The following is a 15,967-nucleotide window of genomic DNA, read 5'->3' as shown; positions in this document are numbered from 1 at the left end:
ATATCCCAAATTGTGATCTTAAAAATTAAAGCGGTCGCAATTTGCGACTACCTAAAAGTATAAAACAGTAAATTATTTACTATGTGACAAAAATTAGCTACAATCCATCATTTCCACTGGTACAAGCAGAGAACCCCTGCTTCGGCTTGGTTAATACCTCTTTGTTTTGCAGAAGCTATACATAATTTATACATCGGCTTTGTTGTGATATCCCGCCGTTGCCTTTTATATATTATTGGCGGGTATCACAAATTATGACACCTCAATTCATTTCGTTAAGCTTATAATATTAAAAAACAAATTTTAATTAACACTATAGACTTAAAACTACCATAATAAATCCAGTAATTATTTATCACTGAACGCTTGCTAATCTCAGCAATCCATCGTAATATTGCAATATAATATGGGCTTAACTAAAACAGAAATATTTACCGACGAGCAAAACAGGCTGGCCATTATGCTAAAGGCCCTGGCGCACCCGGCCCGCATTGCTATTTTACAGCAAATAATGGCTGCTAATGCCTGTATCTGCGGTGATCTTTCTATTGAACTTGGACTGGCACAGGCCACTATATCACAGCATTTAAAAGAGTTAAAGTCTGCAGGGCTCATCCAGGGAACTATTGAAGGGGTAAGTGTTTGTTATTGTATTGAACCCAAAGCATGGGGCCTGCTAAAAACACAGTTGAACAACTTTTTAAATTTAGCTGATACCAAACCTAACTGCTGTTAAAAAAATTTGAAACCATTCATCGTAATATTACAATTAAACAGTAAATATCATGAACAATACATCATCACTAACCTGGGGAACTTTCAAAGCAGCCCTGGTACAAAATCCCGGACTGGAGCTGCAATTTCAGTATGCCGAAAATAAATGGGTTGATGCCTCCTACCATATCACCGAAATTAAACTAGCCCCCATTACTTCAGTTGATTGCGGCGGCGTTATGAATAAATGGACCGAAGTAATTGTGCAGCTTTGGGAACCGGCCGGCGGCCAGCAGGACCGGGCAATGCAGGTTGATAAAGCATTGTCTATAATTAACGTGGTTGAAAAAATGTTGCCGCTGGATACAAACGCCACTGTAAAAATTGAATTCGGCAACTCAGAATTTGATACCCGCCAAATGTATCCTAATGAAATTACCGTTAGTGGCAATAACCTGCTGGTTGATCTTCGCCCGGATACGGTACAATGCAAAGCCATTGAGCGCGGTGGCAGCTGCGGCACAACCGCCAGCGGAGACGAATGCTGTACCCCCGCTGTTGAGAAACCTAAAGTTCAGTTAAAGAACCTTGCCTCGGCGGCAGAAAGTTGCTGCACGCCAGGTGGTGGCTGCTGCTAATAATAAAATAATGAAAACAGAACAAGCTGAAAACTACCGCGGGCATATCATTGCATTATTAACTGCAGAAAAGCTACCGGTTGCGGATCTGCCCCACTCATTGGAGAACTTTGTCGTTTCCACGCAGAACGGTAACCTGACAGGCGTGGCCGGACTTGAAATTTATGGCGATTATGGCTTGCTGCGCTCGCTTGCTGTAGATAAGGCATTCCGAAACCGTGGTATTGCAGATGATTTGCTGAAACAGGCAGAAGCCCTTGCGGCTTCAAAAAACATAAAGGCCATTTACCTGCTTACAGAAACCGCTCCCGCATACTTTGCCCGTAAAGGTTATGAGGCCATTACCCGTGCAGGTGTGCCGGCAGCAATACAACAATCATCAGAGTTTAGCCATGTATGCCCGCAGTCGGCTATCGTGATGCAGAAATTAGTTAACAAACAATAATGAGTGCAAACAACTGTGCCCCCGTGGCCGAACGTAAAAAGTTAGGGTTTCTGGATCGATATTTAACCCTTTGGATCTTTCTGGCCATGGCCATTGGCGTAGCCGTGGGGTACTTTATCCCGGCTTCATCGGCCTTTATAAATTCTTATTCAAGTGGCACTACCAATATCCCGCTGGCAATAGGCCTCATCCTGATGATGTACCCGCCACTGGCCAAAGTTAAGTACGAAAATATGCACGAAGTATTTAAAGACACCAAAGTATTAAGTGCATCACTGGTATTAAACTGGGTGGTCGGTCCCATCCTGATGTTCTTTTTAGCGCTTATTTTCCTGCATGCCTATCCCGCTTACATGGTGGGGCTTATTTTAATTGGGCTGGCAAGGTGTATTGCAATGGTAGTGGTTTGGAATGAGCTTGCCGAAGGAAACCGGGAGTATGCGGCAGGCTTAATTGCACTGAACAGCATTTTCCAGGTACTGCTATACAGCGTTTATGCTTACGTATTTATCACCGTATTGCCGCCGTTCTTCGGGTTTAAGGGCCTGGTGGTAAATATTACCATATTGGAAATAGCAAAAAGCGTAGGCATTTATTTAGGCATTCCGTTTGCAGCGGGAATCATCAGCCGTTATACGCTGATAAAACTTAAAGGCGAAGAATGGTTCCAAAATAAATATGTTCCGTTCATTTCCCCAATTACCCTTGTCGCCCTGTTGTTTACTATTGTGGTAATGTTTAGCCTTAAGGGAAACCTGATCGTTCACATTCCTTTGGATGTGGTACGAATTGCAATTCCGTTAGTGGTGTACTTTACCATTATGTTCCTGCTCAGCTTTTTCATCGGTAAATCATTCGGTGCCGACTATTCGCGCAGCACTTCCATTGCATTTACAGCCACAGGTAATAATTTTGAACTGGCCATCGCGGTCGCCATCGGGGTATTCGGCATTAACTCTGGTGAGGCTTTTGCGGGGGTGATAGGCCCGCTGGTAGAAGTGCCCGCACTAATAGCATTGGTGAATGTGGCTTTTTGGCTGCGTAAAAAATATTATCCAACAAAAACAAAAACAGCTATTTCATGAAAAACGTACTGGTATTATGCACCGGCAACAGTTGCCGCAGCCAGATTGCAGAAGGATATTTGAGACATTTTGCAGCCAATAAAGCAAACATTTACAGCGCCGGTATTGAAACACACGGCGTAAACCCCAAAGCTATACAGGTAATGGCCGAAGACGGGATAGATATTAGCCTGCATACCTCAAACCATGTTGACGAATACATCGATATTCCCTTTGATTATGTAATAACTGTGTGCGATAATGCGAATGAAGCCTGCCCGTTTTTCCCAGGCAATGTTAAGCGGTTTCACCACAACTTTCCAGATCCGGCAAAGGCAACTGGCAGCGCCGAACAGGTTTTAGACGAATTCAGGTGGGTACGCGAGCTGATAAAAACCTATGCCCATGCTTTTGTAATCGCTAATTTATAAAGTATCAACTAATGCCTTGTGATTACGGTGCTTTGTTATTGCTAACGCGTTAAATTCACCTCCCTGCCGAACTGCCCGCCGGGAGTAAGAAAACTGGGAGCAATAATACTTGCAGTATGCGCCGTAAGCAAAAAACTACTCACTGGGGGTACACCGTTGGACACAATACCAAATTTACTGATGATAATTTGGCCCGGCGTTTTAACAGTGTAGCTTAAAGTATCTAAAACCGCGCCTTCTTTGGTATAAACATTCCCATTGGTTCTAAAATCAAAGTAGTCGCCTGGTTGCCCGTTGTAAACAACCAGTTGGTTTGAAGTACCGACACCAACATAAGTTGAATCTTTTACAATGTTCCATTTACCGGTAATTTGATTATTGCCGCCATTATTATCCTTTTTACAGGCATTTAAAAAAGCAATAAAGCTGCCTATTATGATGATGCGGATTAGGGTTTTCATTTGATGATAATTTAGATCCGGTTGTGTTTATTATCAATACGGAAGCACTAAACATTTCGCTACAGTGCTTTATCATTCAGCCAGATAATCATTACCCCCTATTTAATGGCGCCTTATTCGCTTACTTAACTTTAAATTCCTGGTTGTTAAAAGGTGGGGTATCGGGCACCCTGATCACATTAAACTGGTGATGTGTAGTTTGGTGGCAGGCATTACAGGCTTTGGTTAAAAGCAGGAAAGTATCATTGAAACGCGGAAGTTTATTTAAACTATATCCCCGCAGGGCGTTCCCGCAACGCAACTGGTATTATCCCATAGCAGGTAAATTTAATACGATGGCAGCCCTGTTCTATCCTGCTGCGTCCGCCTCATCCGACTCATCCGCCGGCTCCCAAAGCTCAATAACGTTTCCTTCCGGATCAAGCACATGCACAAATTTGCCATAATCATATTCCGCAATCTCGTCAACAATGGTCACGTTTTCTTTTTTTAGTTCTTCCAGCAACTCAACAATGTTTTCTACCCGGTAATTAATCATAAACGGCTTGGCCGATGGATCAAAATATTTGGTATCCTTCGGAAACGTGCACCACGATGTAGATCCTTTTTTTGACGGATCATCATCCTGCCGCCACTCAAACGTTGTTCCGTATTCGCTGGTTCCCAATCCCAGGTTTTTGGCATACCATTCGTTCATGCCTTTAGGGTCATCGCATTTAAAAAATACGCCGCCAAGGCCGGTTACTTTTTTCATATTTAAAGGTATAGCTTGATAAAAAAATCGACTTAAAAATAGATAAAAAATTACGTATTATACTTATAATCAATACAATATTAATACGGGTTAAACACATCATTGTGCAGCGCGTTTTCAGTAATTTCCTATCATGGGGGGGGGCGCTTATCAAACCTGTAAAACGTCTCCGCTTTGCAGTATTACACAGGCAGGCTAAAATAGAATGTTGAACCTTTATCCGGCTCGCTCTCCAGCCAGATGTTACCGTTATGCCGGTTTATTATTTCGGCACATACATACAAACCAATGCCAAATCCTGAAATAGTTGCCGGCTGGTCTTTCACCCGGTAATAACGCTCAAACAGTTTTTGCTGATCTTCAGGCGAAATCCCTCTTCCTTCGTCCTGTACCGATACCTGTACCGAACCGTCACCAGATAGGCAGGCAATATGGATGGTAGAGCCCATCGGTGAATATTTTACTGCATTACTTATGAAATTATTGATAACCTGTCCAATCTTATCACGATCCGCGTAAACCGGGGTTTCTTCAACCGGCGCAAATATTACATTGTGGCTGGTGATGGTAACAGCAGATTCTTCCTCAATCTCTTTCACCAGCCCGGCCATGTCAAAACGCTGGCTGTCGATATGGATCTTCCCGGATTCGAGCCTTGACACATTCAGAAATCCGTTGATCATCGTCGTCATTTTTTTCACCTGCTTATTGGCCATATCTAAAGCGCCCGAGGCAAAATTGTCGCTATTTTTCCTGGCTTTCGCCTGCAGTATCTGCATATATGCGGTTAACGAGGTTAATGGGGTTTTCAACTCATGGCTCACCATCCCAATAAAATCATTTTTGCGTTGTTCATCTGCCTTGGCCTCTGTTATATCTGAAATGATACCCACCATTTTTATCGCATTACCATTGTTATCGTAGCGGGCCCTGCCATGCGCGCTGATCCAATGGATAGATCCGTCCGGCCACGCAACTTCGTATTGAGATTCGTAAAGGCTATTTTTTTCGATAGCAGTGGCAACCAGCGCTTTTACCTTTTTTCGATATTGCGGCAGCATGGCTTCAAAAAGGTCGGTATATGTAAACGGCTGATCACTGGTACGGCCAAAGTATTTTTTAAATTGTTCGTTGCATTCCATTTTACCGGTAGCCAGATCTACTTCTGTTGATCCGAGCCCCCCTGCTTCAATGGCTATATTAAGCCGGGTATTTACTTCGGCAATTTCCCGTTTGGAATTAACCTGGTCGGTAACCTCGGTAACTACCTGTAAAACACTGCCAACGCTGCCGTCTTTTTCAGCTATCGGCTGATAAATGAAATTAAAATAACGGTCTTCGGGTATGCCGTCTTTAATAATAACGGCTTTATTTTCCAATCCGTAATAAGGTTCACCTGTTTCAAATACTGCTCTTAAAATTTCAATAAAGGGCTGGTTAGCAATTTCGGGTAAAGCTTCGGTAAAGGTCTTGCCCTCCACCCCGTCCGTTTTTCCCCATATTTCCAGCATTTTGTCATTAACGCTTTCTATAATCAGTTCCCGGGTGCGGAACACATTAATGGCCACAGGGGCCTTTTTGATCAGGGTACGGAATTTTCGCTCGCTTGCTGACAGCTCATTGATGAGTTCATGTTGTTCGTCCTGGCTTATTTTTAGCTTTTCATAAAGTAATTTCAGTTCAAGATTAACCGCCACCTGTTCTTCATTGGATGCGGTCAGTTCCTCATTTAAACTTGCCAGTTCATAAGCATACTTTTCCAGCTGCTGTTTAGCTACTACCACATCTGTTACATCCGCGGCTGTATTCATCACCCCATAAACCTCTCCAGCCTCGTTGCGCAGGGCGGTAAAATTGTAATTGAAATAAAAAGTTTTTAATTCGCCTTCTACTGCCAGATCAATACGCTGGTTGCGCGCCTCGAAAGAAATCCCGCTTGTATATACGTCATCCAGCTGTTTAAAAACTTCCTGGTTATCAAGTTCAGGCAACACTTCCGCATATAGCCGGCCCGTCAGGTTATCTCCCTTTCCCCAAACATCGGTAATAGCCTTGTTGACAAAAGTAATCCGCATTTCCCTGCCGGTATAAACACCAATAGGGAACGGTGCAGCCTCTATAATGCTCCTTGTTCTATTTTCGCTGCCCGCCAGTTCAACCACCAGTTTTTCCAGGCTTTCCCTGCTCACAGATAATTCTTCGTTGGCGTTCACGAGTTCCTCGTTTGAGGCACGGAGTTCCTTGTTAAGGGTTTCCAATTCCTGGTATAGATCTTCAACTTTTTTTGTTCGTTCTGCTACCCTGCGTTCCAATTCGTCATTCAATGCCTGAAGACTGTCCTTTGTTAGCTGAAGCTCGTCATTGGTTGCGCTTAATTCCTCCATAGCGGCTGCCAGTTCTTCGTTGGCGGCGCTCAATTCTTCGTTTGATGTGCCCAACTCTTGATTTAGTACCTGCTCGCGCTCCAAAGCCTCCTGCTGCTCCTTAGCATGGGCAACCAGGTTGCGCCCCAGGTTTAATTCTGTAACATCCGTTGCCGTATGTAAAATACAATCAATTTCGCCTGCCTCATTATTGATCGCCCGGTAAACAAAATCAAAGTAAAAAGTTTGAAGCTTTCCATCAACCAGCAATAAAGCTTCAGCGTCTTTGGCTTCGTAAGTAATGCCGGTGCGCCATACCTCTCTCAGTATGTCCAGGAAAGGCTGGCCAACCAGTTCAGGTACCGCCTCTGCCAGGGGTTTGCCAATCACGCTGCGGTCCTTGCCCCAAAAACCTATCATCACATTGTTGGCGGCTTGTATAGTGATTTCTTCACCGGTATAAATAGCGGTCGCATTTTGAGATAGGGCGAGTATTTCTAATAGCTTTTCGTTGCTGAAACGATGCGATTGCGTATTCATTAAATAAATATATTTATAATTAGTAAAGATAAACACACCTAAACTAATTACAAACTTATGCGGTGAAAGATGGTATCTTGTTAGCGTCAAAAACTGGGCTCAAACCCAAAAAAACAAGACGTTTGTTTCTCATTATTTTTTTTAATTTCTATTATAAATATATGCTACACCATTCACTATTAAATGGTAATTCACTATTTTAGAGGCGGATAATCACAAGTCAACCGCCTTAACAACCCATATGACAACCTTAACCGCCGAATCACCGTATTGGTCTGCCCTGCAAAAAATTGCTTTTCGCTTTTTCTTTTTATTCTTTATCCTTTTCATATTTTTCAATCCCAACGGGGTCATTCCTTTTTACGATGGCATTTATAATTTATATATCGAGCCGTTTCACAAGCTTATCCCCTGGCTTGGCGCACATGTGCTGCACCTGGCTAAGCCTATAACAGAATTTACCGGCGGCAGCGGCGATACCACTTATGATTATGTGATCATCCTTTTTATGACGGTAATATCAGTTGTGGTAACTGTTATATGGTCAATAACCGGCCGCAACACCCGCAATTATAACAAACTGCTTTATTGGCTCACCGTGGTAATAAGGTATTATGTGGCAATTACCATGGTATTGTACGGCAGTATCAAAATAATTAAGTTGCAGTTTCCGGCGCCGGGCCCGGGCAGGCTCATCCAGCCGCTGGGCACCATGTCGCCAATGGGTTTAGCGTGGACGTATATGGGTTACTCCACCGGGTTTAATATATTTACGGGCATGGCCGAACTTACCTGCGGCCTGTTGCTGTTTTTCCGTAAAACAACCACGCTGGGCGCCATAGTGGGGCTGGTGGTTGCCGGCAATATTATGGCCATAAATTATTGCTTTGATGTACCGGTAAAGCTGCTTTCAACCTTTTTGGTTTTAATGAGTCTTTTTATCCTGGTGCGTGATTTTAGGCGACTGGTCAACTTTTTCTTTTTGAACAGGGATGCACAGCCATCAAACCTGTCGCCGCACAGGTTTAAGGCCAGGTGGAAAAATATTTCCCTCATCACCGTAAAATACCTTATAGTAGCCTACGTGGTTATTGGGTACATGATCAGCGCGGTGCAGGCCGGTGCGCAATATGGCGATAACGCCAAAAAACCACCTTTATATGGCCTTTATAATGTAGAAAGCTTTGTAAAAAACAATGATACCCTGCCACCGCTTACCACCGATACCACCCGCTGGAACAAACTGGTGATCGGCAATCGCTATTCGCAGGTTAAATACATGAACGATACTATGAAGAATTACAACTTCGCCCTTGACACCATCAAGCATAAAATCACCTTGAATACCTTTAAAGATACACTGCATAAATTTGTGTTTGACTACACACTGCAAAAACCAGACGTTATGCTGCTTAAGGGCAATTGGAAAAAAGATTCTGTACAGATCCGCCTGCACAAGGTGGATCTTGGCAACTTCCTGCTTTTAAAACGTGGTTTTCATTTTATTAACGAGGAGCCGTTTAACAGGTAATGTTTGATTTTAGCTTAAAACAACAAAGGCGGATATCACTATCCGCCTTGCCCTCAATTTATTAATCAATCAACCTAATTAATCTCTTTAAATTTCGAAATCGACATCTAAATTCCCTAATCCTCTTCTTCGCCTTCAAATCTCTTTTGGCTGCTTTCCAGGTGCTTCATAATTTTAGCCTCCACATAAAATATAATCTCTTCGGCTATATTTTTTGACTGATCGCCCACGCGCTCCAGCTTGCGGATAACCGACAGCATGTAAAGTGCTTCAGGTATGGTGTTCGGGTTGGCACGAATCACTTCGCCTATAACAATCGGTGCATTTTCGTTAATAGCATCAAGCACATCATCTCTTTTAAAGATACTGCGGGCCAGTACGGTGTCTTCTTTTTCAAAAGCGGTGCGGGCATCAATTAATATATTTATTGCCTCTTCGTACATGCGCAGCAGCGAAGTGCTTTCCATTACGCTTACTTCAAAATTTACTGACGACTCTACAATGTACAGTGCAATACCAGCAGCAATATCGCCAATCCGCTCCAGGTTGGTATTTATTTTAAGTGCGGCAAGCAAAAAACGCAGGTCTACCGCCACGGGGCAGTATAATGCAAAAATATTCTCGCAGTCCCTGTCAATTTTAAGCTCAAAGGAGTTTACCCTTTTTTCTTTGATCAAAACCTCGCGGGCAAGGTCCTTATCAAAGCGGACCATCGCGTCCTTAGCTTTGTTCAGCTGCGACTGAACCAATATCCACATGCTAACAAGCTCTTTCTTTAGCGCGGTAATTTCGTTTTCTAATGGTGTCATTTCTGTTTTAGTTTAAAATGTTGTAATTGTTGTAACAGTTGTAGGTGTTGCAGGAGTTGGAAAGCTTTTAACTTTTACAACAACCACAACTTTTTTAAACCGCTTCAACCTAACCTTAACTGAACCTTCCAGTAATATAATTTTGTGTCCTTACATCGCTTGGTGCGGTAAACATTTGCTTGGTTTCGTCAAACTCCACCAGCTCGCCCATGTAAAAAAAGGCTGTTTTATCGCTTACGCGGGCCGCCTGCTGCATATTGTGTGTTACAATAATAAGCGTGTAATTTTCCTTAAGCTCATGAAACAGCTGCTCAACGCTCGAAGTAGAGATCGGGTCAAGCGCCGAGGTAGGCTCATCAAACAAAATCACTTCAGGCTCCATGGCAATGGCACGTGCAATACACAAGCGCTGCTGCTGGCCACCAGAAAGGAAGGTCCCTTTTTTGTGCAGTGAATCTTTAACCTCTTTCCACAACGCGGCTGATGTTAATGATTTTTCTACAATGTTATCCATATCCGCTTTGGCCATTTTAAGCCCGTTAAGCTTGTAGCCGGCTACCACGTTATCATAGATACTAAGGTTTGGGAAAGGGTTTGGCCTTTGAAAAACCATCCCGATCTTATACCTTACATAAATAGGGTTCATGGTGTAAACCTCATCGTCATACAACTTTAAACTTCCTTTGGCTGTAGCACCGGGTATTAACTCGTGCATGCGGTTTATGCAGCGCAAAAAGGTTGTTTTACCGCAGCCCGACGGACCCATCACTGCGATAACCTGGTTTTTTTCAATCCCTATGGTTACATCTTTTACCACATGATTATCGCCAAACCAGGCATTAAATTTATTAGCGCTTACAACTGTATGTTCCATTTTCTTGTAATCAGTTTTGTAACTATGTTTAAAATTAATACAAACATTAATAATATAAATGATGCGCCCCAGGCCAGGTTGTGCCATTCGTCATACGGGCTGGTAGCATAAGTAAATATCAGGTGCGGCAAGCTTTCCATCGGCTTGGTAACTGACACCGATAAATAAGGGTTACCAAAGGCGGTGAACAATAAAGGCGCAGTTTCGCCAATAATACGCGCTATTGAAAGCATGATACCTGATAAGATCCCTGCAAAGCCGCAGGGCACAATAACTTTTAAAATTACCCGGTGATAAGGCACACCTAATGAAAGCGCAGCTTCTTTTAACGATGCCGGCAGCAACCGCAGCGTTTGTTCTGTTGACCGGATCACGATGGGCAGCATCATAATTGCAAGGGCCACACTACCCGATAGGGCACTGAAGGTACCCAGCGGTTTTACCAGCCAGAAGTATATTACTATACCTACTACAATTGATGGCACCCCCTGCAAAATATCAACACACAAACCGCTGTAATAAGCAAGCTTGGTAGTTGGGTTCTCGCTCAGGTAAATCCCTGCAAACATACCAACCGGGATAGCCAGTACAGAAGACATCAGCACCATTAAAAAGCTGCCTATCAGCGCATTGCTGATACCGCCACCGCTCTCGCCCACGGGCGCAGGCACATGGGTTAAAAAATGCCAGTTTACCTGTGTAACCCCTTGTTTTATTATATAAAGTAAAACTATAATAAGCGGGATAGTAATTAAGAAAGCAAAAAAGACGATAACACCTTTAAATAAAATACTCTTGGTATTTCTAATTCCTATACGTACGTCCATATCGTTAATTGTTAGTGAATTTTGTAATTATCCTTTTACCTATCAGGTTAATGATCACGGTAACAAAAAACAGCACCAGGCCCAGCTCAATCAATGCCGAAAGGTAAACAGTATGGTCGGCCTCGGTAAACTCATTGGCTATAACGCTGGCCATGGTATTGCTCGGGCCAAAAATTGCATCCTTAAAGGTATGGGCAAGCGAGCTGGTATTACCTATCAGCATGGTTACAGCCATGGTTTCGCCCAGGGCGCGGCCCAGCGACAAAAGTACGCCTGCAAATAAACCTGACCGTGTAAATGGCATAATTACACTGCGGATAACCTCATAACGGGTAGCGCCTAAAGCATAGGCTCCTTCTTTTAAGGGCGAAGGCACCATGCGGATAAGTGTGATACCCAGTGATGCAGCATAAGGAATTATCATTACAGCCAGTACCAATGATGCCGTGAAAACACCAATGCCGTAAGGGGCAACCCCAATTTTTGCTTCAAACGTGCGGATAACCGGCACTAAAACAAATAGCCCCCAAAAACCATAAATAATTGAAGGAACGGCAGCAATAAGCTCAATAGCGTTTTTCAGCAGGTTTGAAAGCCAGCCTTTAGGATTATACTCGCCCAGGTAAATAGAGATGGCGTATGAAAAAGGTACTGAAAGGATAAGCGCAATAAATGAGGTAAGCAGGGTACCTATTAAAAACGGATACGCTCCGTAAATATTTGATACCGGGTCCCATACCTTGCCCCATAAATATCCTATCCCTAATGATTTGATGGAAGGCATTGATTCTTTTATAAGCGTTATTAGTATGCCGATAACTATCAGCACCAAAATAACACTCATACAGATCAGGATCCGCCTGAAAATGGTTTCCCATTTCATTTGGCTGTAAGAAAGGTCTAATCTTTTATTTTTCACAAAATTCGGGTTTTGTTATTCTTTATTCATGAGTAAAGAGCCAGCATGCAAGATAAAGATTTAGCTCTCCTTTTCTTGCATCCTGACTCTTATATCGTGATTCTTAAATCTATAACTTATAAAATGGCTTTACCATCATAAGTAGCTGATTTTAATATCTTTTCAGCAACCTTTACGGCTGATTTTGAAAGCGGCGCATAATTTAACGGCGCACAATTTTTCTGTCCGTCGTGAATATTGAACCATAATAACTTCAAAAGCTCTTTAGCTCTTGCAGCGCTGCGGTCGCTATATTTTTGCTCTTTGTAAATTAAAGCCCAGGTAAAGCTGGTAATAGGGTAACCTTTAGGGTTATCAGTATTGGTTAATGACACTTCTGCATTTGCAGGCAGCTCAACGTTGCTTGACAATGTAGTTGATTCAAGCGTTGGGGTAATAAATTTACCTGTCTTGTTAGCGATATCAGCATAAGCCATTTTGTTTTGGATAGCGTAAGCTAACTCATTGTAGCCAATAGCACCCGGAGTTTGTTTAACCAAACCGGCAACACCTTCGTTACCTTTACCGCCTAAACCGGCAGGCCAGTTAACTGCTGATGCTTTACCAACTTTTGCAGCCCAGTCAGCATTTACTTTTGTTAAATAATCAGTAAAGATGAAAGAGGTACCGCTACCGTCTGAACGGTGGATAACTACTATCGGTGTTTCAGGCAATTTGGTGCCTTTGTTCAGTGCAGCAATTTTAGGATCGTTCCAGCTGGTGATTTTACCTAAGTAGATATCACCCAAAACAGCACCATTTAAATTTAAACCTGTAGTAAGGCCCGGTACGTTATAAGTAACTACAACTGCGCCTGAAGCCATTGGAATATGCAAAACCGGTGCACCTATCTTTTTAGCCTGGTCAGCGTTTAAAGGAGCATCTGATCCGCCAAAGTCAACAGTTTTATTGGTTAGCTGTAAAATACCACCGCCTGAACCAATTGACTGGTAATTAACTTTAACATTGGTTTTTGTAGCATACTCGGCAAATATTTTTGAGAACAGCGGGTACACAAATGTACTGCCTGCGCCCAGCAGGGTGTTATCCTGCGCCGATGCTGATAATGATAGTGCGCTTGCAGCAATGGCTACTGCGGCTACCTTTAAACTTTTAATTACTTTCATTTTTTTGTTTTGTGTGAGTTTTTAGCTTGTTTCCTGTTAACGTTTATTACCTGTTTTGCTATGCTTACCTGCCCCTATCAGCAAATGAGCATAGCAATTCAGGATATATTATTATTTACCAAAAGTAAAGTAGAAGGTAGCACGATAAACCACGTCATGGTCTTTCAATGCAGTACCGGTTAAAGTTGTATTTTGTGATTTGTATGAGTTATACCAGATGTTTGGCATAAAGTGGATGTTTTTAGTTGGCTGGTAATCTAAACCTGCAGTAATAAACTGCTCTTTTGTGTTTGGATCATAGTTGCCAACCTGTCCTTTATAAGTACCGTTGTTCAGGTTAAATTTGGTATCAGGATTGTAAGTATCAAAACGGGCGAAGAAACCTAACAGGTCGCCTTTTGAGTTTGGATCTTTAATTAAACGGCCGTGTGCATAAAGAGAGATCGCCTGTGCGGTTTGATCTTCAAAATGTACTACAGATGCGTTGGTTACAGCAGCGCCATTTTTAAGTTTGTTTGTAAATGCCTCAACACCAAAAGTAAACTCAGGAGTGGTGTAAGCAATGTAACCTTTTAACATGTTACGTGATACCATTGGTGTAGCGCCAACATTAGGGCTTAATTGCTCATAATCAGCATACAGGTCAAATACTAACTTCTTGTCGAAGAATTTTGCCCAGATATCGCCATAAAACCATTTGTAAATATCGGTTTCAGGTTTTGCGCTGGTACCGTTACCAACCATAACATCATAACCAAAGTTTTTGGTAGCCGGGTCAAATGAACCTTGTAATGTAGCACCCAAATCAAATGAAGGCGTACGACGGATATCAGCTACAGTTCTTTCGATTGAGCGGTAACCCCAAACTTTTTCTGATAATAAAGGGAACGCAGGTGTAGATACCTGACCAATTACCAGGTCAGTACCTTTCCAAAGGTCATGGATCCTTAAGTTCATTAACTTAATGTAGAAAGTTAACTTGTTATCAGCCAAAAGATCGCCTGTTGTAGTTGAAGTTGATCCGTTGATGATGCTTGAAGTTTCATTGTCTTCAGCAGCTAACAATACTTCGGCCGAGAATTTTTTGTTGATATCATAATCATAGCCTAAGTAAATACGGCGCATTTGAAAACCGTTACGGTTTTGAGCAATGCCGGTGTACTGGTTTGATCCGCCGCGGTTTAACGCATCGCCATGGCTTTTGTAATATAAGTCGCCAAAAGCGTAACCCCATAACCTTCTAACAGGTTTAAATGAAGTATCTTCTGCAGCTTTTACCGGGGCTTTTGCTTCGGCTTTAGTATCGGCAGCCGCTTTTGTTTCAGCTTTCGCTTCAGCCTGGGTTGTAGCTGCCTGGGTAGTATTAGTTTTTGCAACCGGTGCATTGGCATCAACTAATGAAGTTGTTTGCGCATTTACCGCCAAACCAGTCAGCGTTATTGCTATTAATAAAGCAGTACTGAAAAGTTTTGTAATGGTTTTTTTCATGTTGTTAAAGATTAATAAATTTTGGTTCAAAGGTGCGTTGCCATCATTATCTTAACATTAAGAAATAATTAATTTTTAATAATAAATACGCTATATATGGTTATAAAAAATAACTATCCGGAATAATCAGGAGCCTTGTTTCGACGCCAAAAAAGGCACATTTAGCTATAAAAACAGTTTTTTTAATAAAAACCCGGACATGCGAAATTGATAACATAAACTTAACATTACTCAAAACATGATTAATGTTGGCTTAACATGCCGACGCTATTTTTGGGCGTCCCCTATTAAAAACCGAATATGAAGGCGTTATTCCAGGATTTCTTTACCAACAAAGCATTATTCTTCAATCAGTTTGACCATGCGGCCCGAAATATGACTGATATGGCAGGTTTACTTACCCGGATTACGGGCGATGGTATTACCGCCGAAAGCGGTGAGCTGTTTAAACAAATTGATAAAATGGAACATACGGGCGACGGAATTACCCACAAAATATACCTGGCGCTTGACAAGATTATGTTTACCCCCTTAAACCGCAATGATATCCACTCATTGGCAGGCGCTATTGATGATGTTGCCGACATGATTAAAGAAGCAGCCAGCCGGATTAACCTTTATAATATAAGCATCTTCATAAGCCCGCTTATAGAACTTGCCCTATTAATAAAAAAGGCTTGTGCCGAAATACAAACAGCCGTTGGCCTGCTAAAGGTACACCGCCAGGAAGATGCCATACTAATAGCCTGCCGCAAGATAAAGGAATATGAGCGCCATGCAGACCGCCTTTACTATAACGCCTTAGCCGATCTTTTTTTAACCGATAAGGACCCTATAAACCTGATCAAGTACCGCGAGATCCTGCAATCGTTAGAAAGTACGTTAAATAAATGCAAAAGCACTGCAGATGTGCTGGAAGTTATCCTGATTAACAGGTAGCCGG

At 42.4% G+C, this 15,967-nt stretch carries 16 protein-coding genes; 7 read left to right on the top strand and 9 right to left on the bottom strand.

Annotated features, from left to right (window positions below; genetic code table 11):
• The first annotated feature begins 406 nt into the window (after positions 1-406).
• The 5 genes from MuYL_RS06100 to MuYL_RS06080 are packed head-to-tail and all read left to right on the top strand — an operon-like array spanning position 407 to position 3,292.
• The gene (locus MuYL_RS06100; protein ID WP_094569687.1) at positions 407-736 is read left to right on the top strand and encodes an ArsR/SmtB family transcription factor; all 330 of its coding nucleotides are present in this window, start codon (positions 407-409) and stop codon (positions 734-736) included.
• 49 nt (positions 737-785) lie between these two features.
• Positions 786-1,352 (top strand): DUF6428 family protein, encoded by a 567-nt coding sequence (locus tag MuYL_RS06095; protein ID WP_094569686.1) that lies wholly within the window; start codon positions 786-788, stop codon positions 1,350-1,352.
• Between the two features lie 10 nt (positions 1,353-1,362).
• Positions 1,363-1,797, top strand: coding sequence for an arsenic resistance N-acetyltransferase ArsN2 (arsN2, locus tag MuYL_RS06090; protein ID WP_094569685.1), 435 nt, complete (start codon positions 1,363-1,365; stop codon positions 1,795-1,797).
• Positions 1,797-2,882 (top strand): ACR3 family arsenite efflux transporter, encoded by a 1,086-nt coding sequence (gene arsB, locus MuYL_RS06085; protein WP_094569684.1) that lies wholly within the window; start codon positions 1,797-1,799, stop codon positions 2,880-2,882. Before arsN2 ends, arsB begins: the two co-directional genes overlap by 1 nt.
• Positions 2,879-3,292 (top strand): arsenate reductase ArsC, encoded by a 414-nt coding sequence (locus MuYL_RS06080; protein ID WP_094569683.1) that lies wholly within the window; start codon positions 2,879-2,881, stop codon positions 3,290-3,292. The genes arsB and MuYL_RS06080 overlap by 4 nt, the downstream gene beginning before the upstream one ends.
• Positions 3,293-3,333: 41 nt before the next feature.
• Here the strand turns inward: MuYL_RS06080 and MuYL_RS06075 are convergent, their stop codons facing one another.
• From MuYL_RS06075 to MuYL_RS06060, 3 genes are all read right to left on the bottom strand, one after another.
• A complete protein-coding gene (locus MuYL_RS06075; RefSeq protein ID WP_094569682.1) occupies positions 3,334-3,753 on the bottom strand; it encodes a hypothetical protein in 420 nt (139 codons plus the stop codon).
• A 349-nt stretch (positions 3,754-4,102) separates the two neighbouring features.
• Positions 4,103-4,507: a VOC family protein gene (locus MuYL_RS06065; RefSeq protein ID WP_094569680.1), complete on the bottom strand. Its 405-nt coding sequence runs from the start codon at positions 4,505-4,507 to the stop codon at positions 4,103-4,105.
• A gap of 182 nt (positions 4,508-4,689) precedes the next feature.
• A complete protein-coding gene (locus tag MuYL_RS06060; RefSeq protein ID WP_094569679.1) occupies positions 4,690-7,410 on the bottom strand; it encodes a PAS domain-containing protein in 2,721 nt (906 codons plus the stop codon).
• Positions 7,411-7,651: 241 nt separating this feature from the next.
• Between MuYL_RS06060 and MuYL_RS06055 the strand changes: the two genes are divergently transcribed.
• Positions 7,652-8,941, top strand: a complete 1,290-nt coding sequence (locus MuYL_RS06055; protein WP_094569678.1) for a hypothetical protein — start codon at positions 7,652-7,654, stop codon at positions 8,939-8,941.
• A 116-nt stretch (positions 8,942-9,057) separates the two neighbouring features.
• Here MuYL_RS06055 and phoU read toward each other — a convergent pair whose 3' ends face one another.
• From phoU to MuYL_RS06025, 6 genes are all read right to left on the bottom strand, one after another.
• A complete protein-coding gene (phoU, locus tag MuYL_RS06050; protein WP_094569677.1) occupies positions 9,058-9,750 on the bottom strand; it encodes a phosphate signaling complex protein PhoU in 693 nt (230 codons plus the stop codon).
• Between the two features lie 115 nt (positions 9,751-9,865).
• Positions 9,866-10,624: a phosphate ABC transporter ATP-binding protein PstB gene (gene pstB, locus MuYL_RS06045; RefSeq protein ID WP_094569676.1), complete on the bottom strand. Its 759-nt coding sequence runs from the start codon at positions 10,622-10,624 to the stop codon at positions 9,866-9,868.
• Entirely contained in the window at positions 10,606-11,451 is an 846-nt protein-coding gene (pstA, locus tag MuYL_RS06040) for a phosphate ABC transporter permease PstA (protein ID WP_094569675.1), read from the bottom strand. The genes pstB and pstA overlap by 19 nt, the downstream gene beginning before the upstream one ends.
• 4 nt (positions 11,452-11,455) lie before the next feature.
• Positions 11,456-12,370, bottom strand: a complete 915-nt coding sequence (gene pstC, locus MuYL_RS06035) for a phosphate ABC transporter permease subunit PstC (protein WP_211710243.1) — start codon at positions 12,368-12,370, stop codon at positions 11,456-11,458.
• A gap of 116 nt (positions 12,371-12,486) precedes the next feature.
• A complete protein-coding gene (gene pstS / locus MuYL_RS06030) occupies positions 12,487-13,536 on the bottom strand; it encodes a phosphate ABC transporter substrate-binding protein PstS (protein WP_094569673.1) in 1,050 nt (349 codons plus the stop codon).
• A 111-nt stretch (positions 13,537-13,647) separates the two neighbouring features.
• Entirely contained in the window at positions 13,648-15,024 is a 1,377-nt protein-coding gene (locus tag MuYL_RS06025; RefSeq protein ID WP_094569672.1) for a hypothetical protein, read from the bottom strand.
• 300 nt (positions 15,025-15,324) lie between these two features.
• Between MuYL_RS06025 and MuYL_RS06020 the strand changes: the two genes are divergently transcribed.
• Positions 15,325-15,963: a DUF47 domain-containing protein gene (locus tag MuYL_RS06020; RefSeq protein WP_094569671.1), complete on the top strand. Its 639-nt coding sequence runs from the start codon at positions 15,325-15,327 to the stop codon at positions 15,961-15,963.
• Positions 15,964-15,967: the final 4 nt, after the last annotated feature.

The organism is Mucilaginibacter xinganensis, assembly GCF_002257585.1.
Classification (GTDB): domain Bacteria; phylum Bacteroidota; class Bacteroidia; order Sphingobacteriales; family Sphingobacteriaceae; genus Mucilaginibacter; species Mucilaginibacter xinganensis.
The sequence above is the reverse complement of the archived record's forward strand: the minus strand, read 5'-3'. Positions and strand labels throughout refer to the sequence as shown.

What these genes read in the sequence shown, in the direction of transcription:
- MuYL_RS06100 (WP_094569687.1), top strand. Translation starts at nt 407, where the DNA reads ATGGGCTTAACTAAAACAGAAATATTTACCGACGAGCAAAACAGGCTG.
- MuYL_RS06095 (WP_094569686.1), top strand. Translation starts at nt 786, where the DNA reads ATGAACAATACATCATCACTAACCTGGGGAACTTTCAAAGCAGCCCTG.
- arsN2 (WP_094569685.1), top strand. Translation starts at nt 1,363, where the DNA reads ATGAAAACAGAACAAGCTGAAAACTACCGCGGGCATATCATTGCATTA.
- arsB (WP_094569684.1), top strand. Translation starts at nt 1,797, where the DNA reads ATGAGTGCAAACAACTGTGCCCCCGTGGCCGAACGTAAAAAGTTAGGG.
- MuYL_RS06080 (WP_094569683.1), top strand. Translation starts at nt 2,879, where the DNA reads ATGAAAAACGTACTGGTATTATGCACCGGCAACAGTTGCCGCAGCCAG.
- MuYL_RS06075 (WP_094569682.1), bottom strand. Translation starts at nt 3,753, where the DNA reads ATGAAAACCCTAATCCGCATCATCATAATAGGCAGCTTTATTGCTTTT.
- MuYL_RS06065 (WP_094569680.1), bottom strand. Translation starts at nt 4,507, where the DNA reads ATGAAAAAAGTAACCGGCCTTGGCGGCGTATTTTTTAAATGCGATGAC.
- MuYL_RS06060 (WP_094569679.1), bottom strand. Translation starts at nt 7,410, where the DNA reads ATGAATACGCAATCGCATCGTTTCAGCAACGAAAAGCTATTAGAAATA.
- MuYL_RS06055 (WP_094569678.1), top strand. Translation starts at nt 7,652, where the DNA reads ATGACAACCTTAACCGCCGAATCACCGTATTGGTCTGCCCTGCAAAAA.
- phoU (WP_094569677.1), bottom strand. Translation starts at nt 9,750, where the DNA reads ATGACACCATTAGAAAACGAAATTACCGCGCTAAAGAAAGAGCTTGTT.
- pstB (WP_094569676.1), bottom strand. Translation starts at nt 10,624, where the DNA reads ATGGAACATACAGTTGTAAGCGCTAATAAATTTAATGCCTGGTTTGGC.
- pstA (WP_094569675.1), bottom strand. Translation starts at nt 11,451, where the DNA reads ATGGACGTACGTATAGGAATTAGAAATACCAAGAGTATTTTATTTAAA.
- pstS (WP_094569673.1), bottom strand. Translation starts at nt 13,536, where the DNA reads ATGAAAGTAATTAAAAGTTTAAAGGTAGCCGCAGTAGCCATTGCTGCA.
- MuYL_RS06025 (WP_094569672.1), bottom strand. Translation starts at nt 15,024, where the DNA reads ATGAAAAAAACCATTACAAAACTTTTCAGTACTGCTTTATTAATAGCA.
- MuYL_RS06020 (WP_094569671.1), top strand. Translation starts at nt 15,325, where the DNA reads ATGAAGGCGTTATTCCAGGATTTCTTTACCAACAAAGCATTATTCTTC.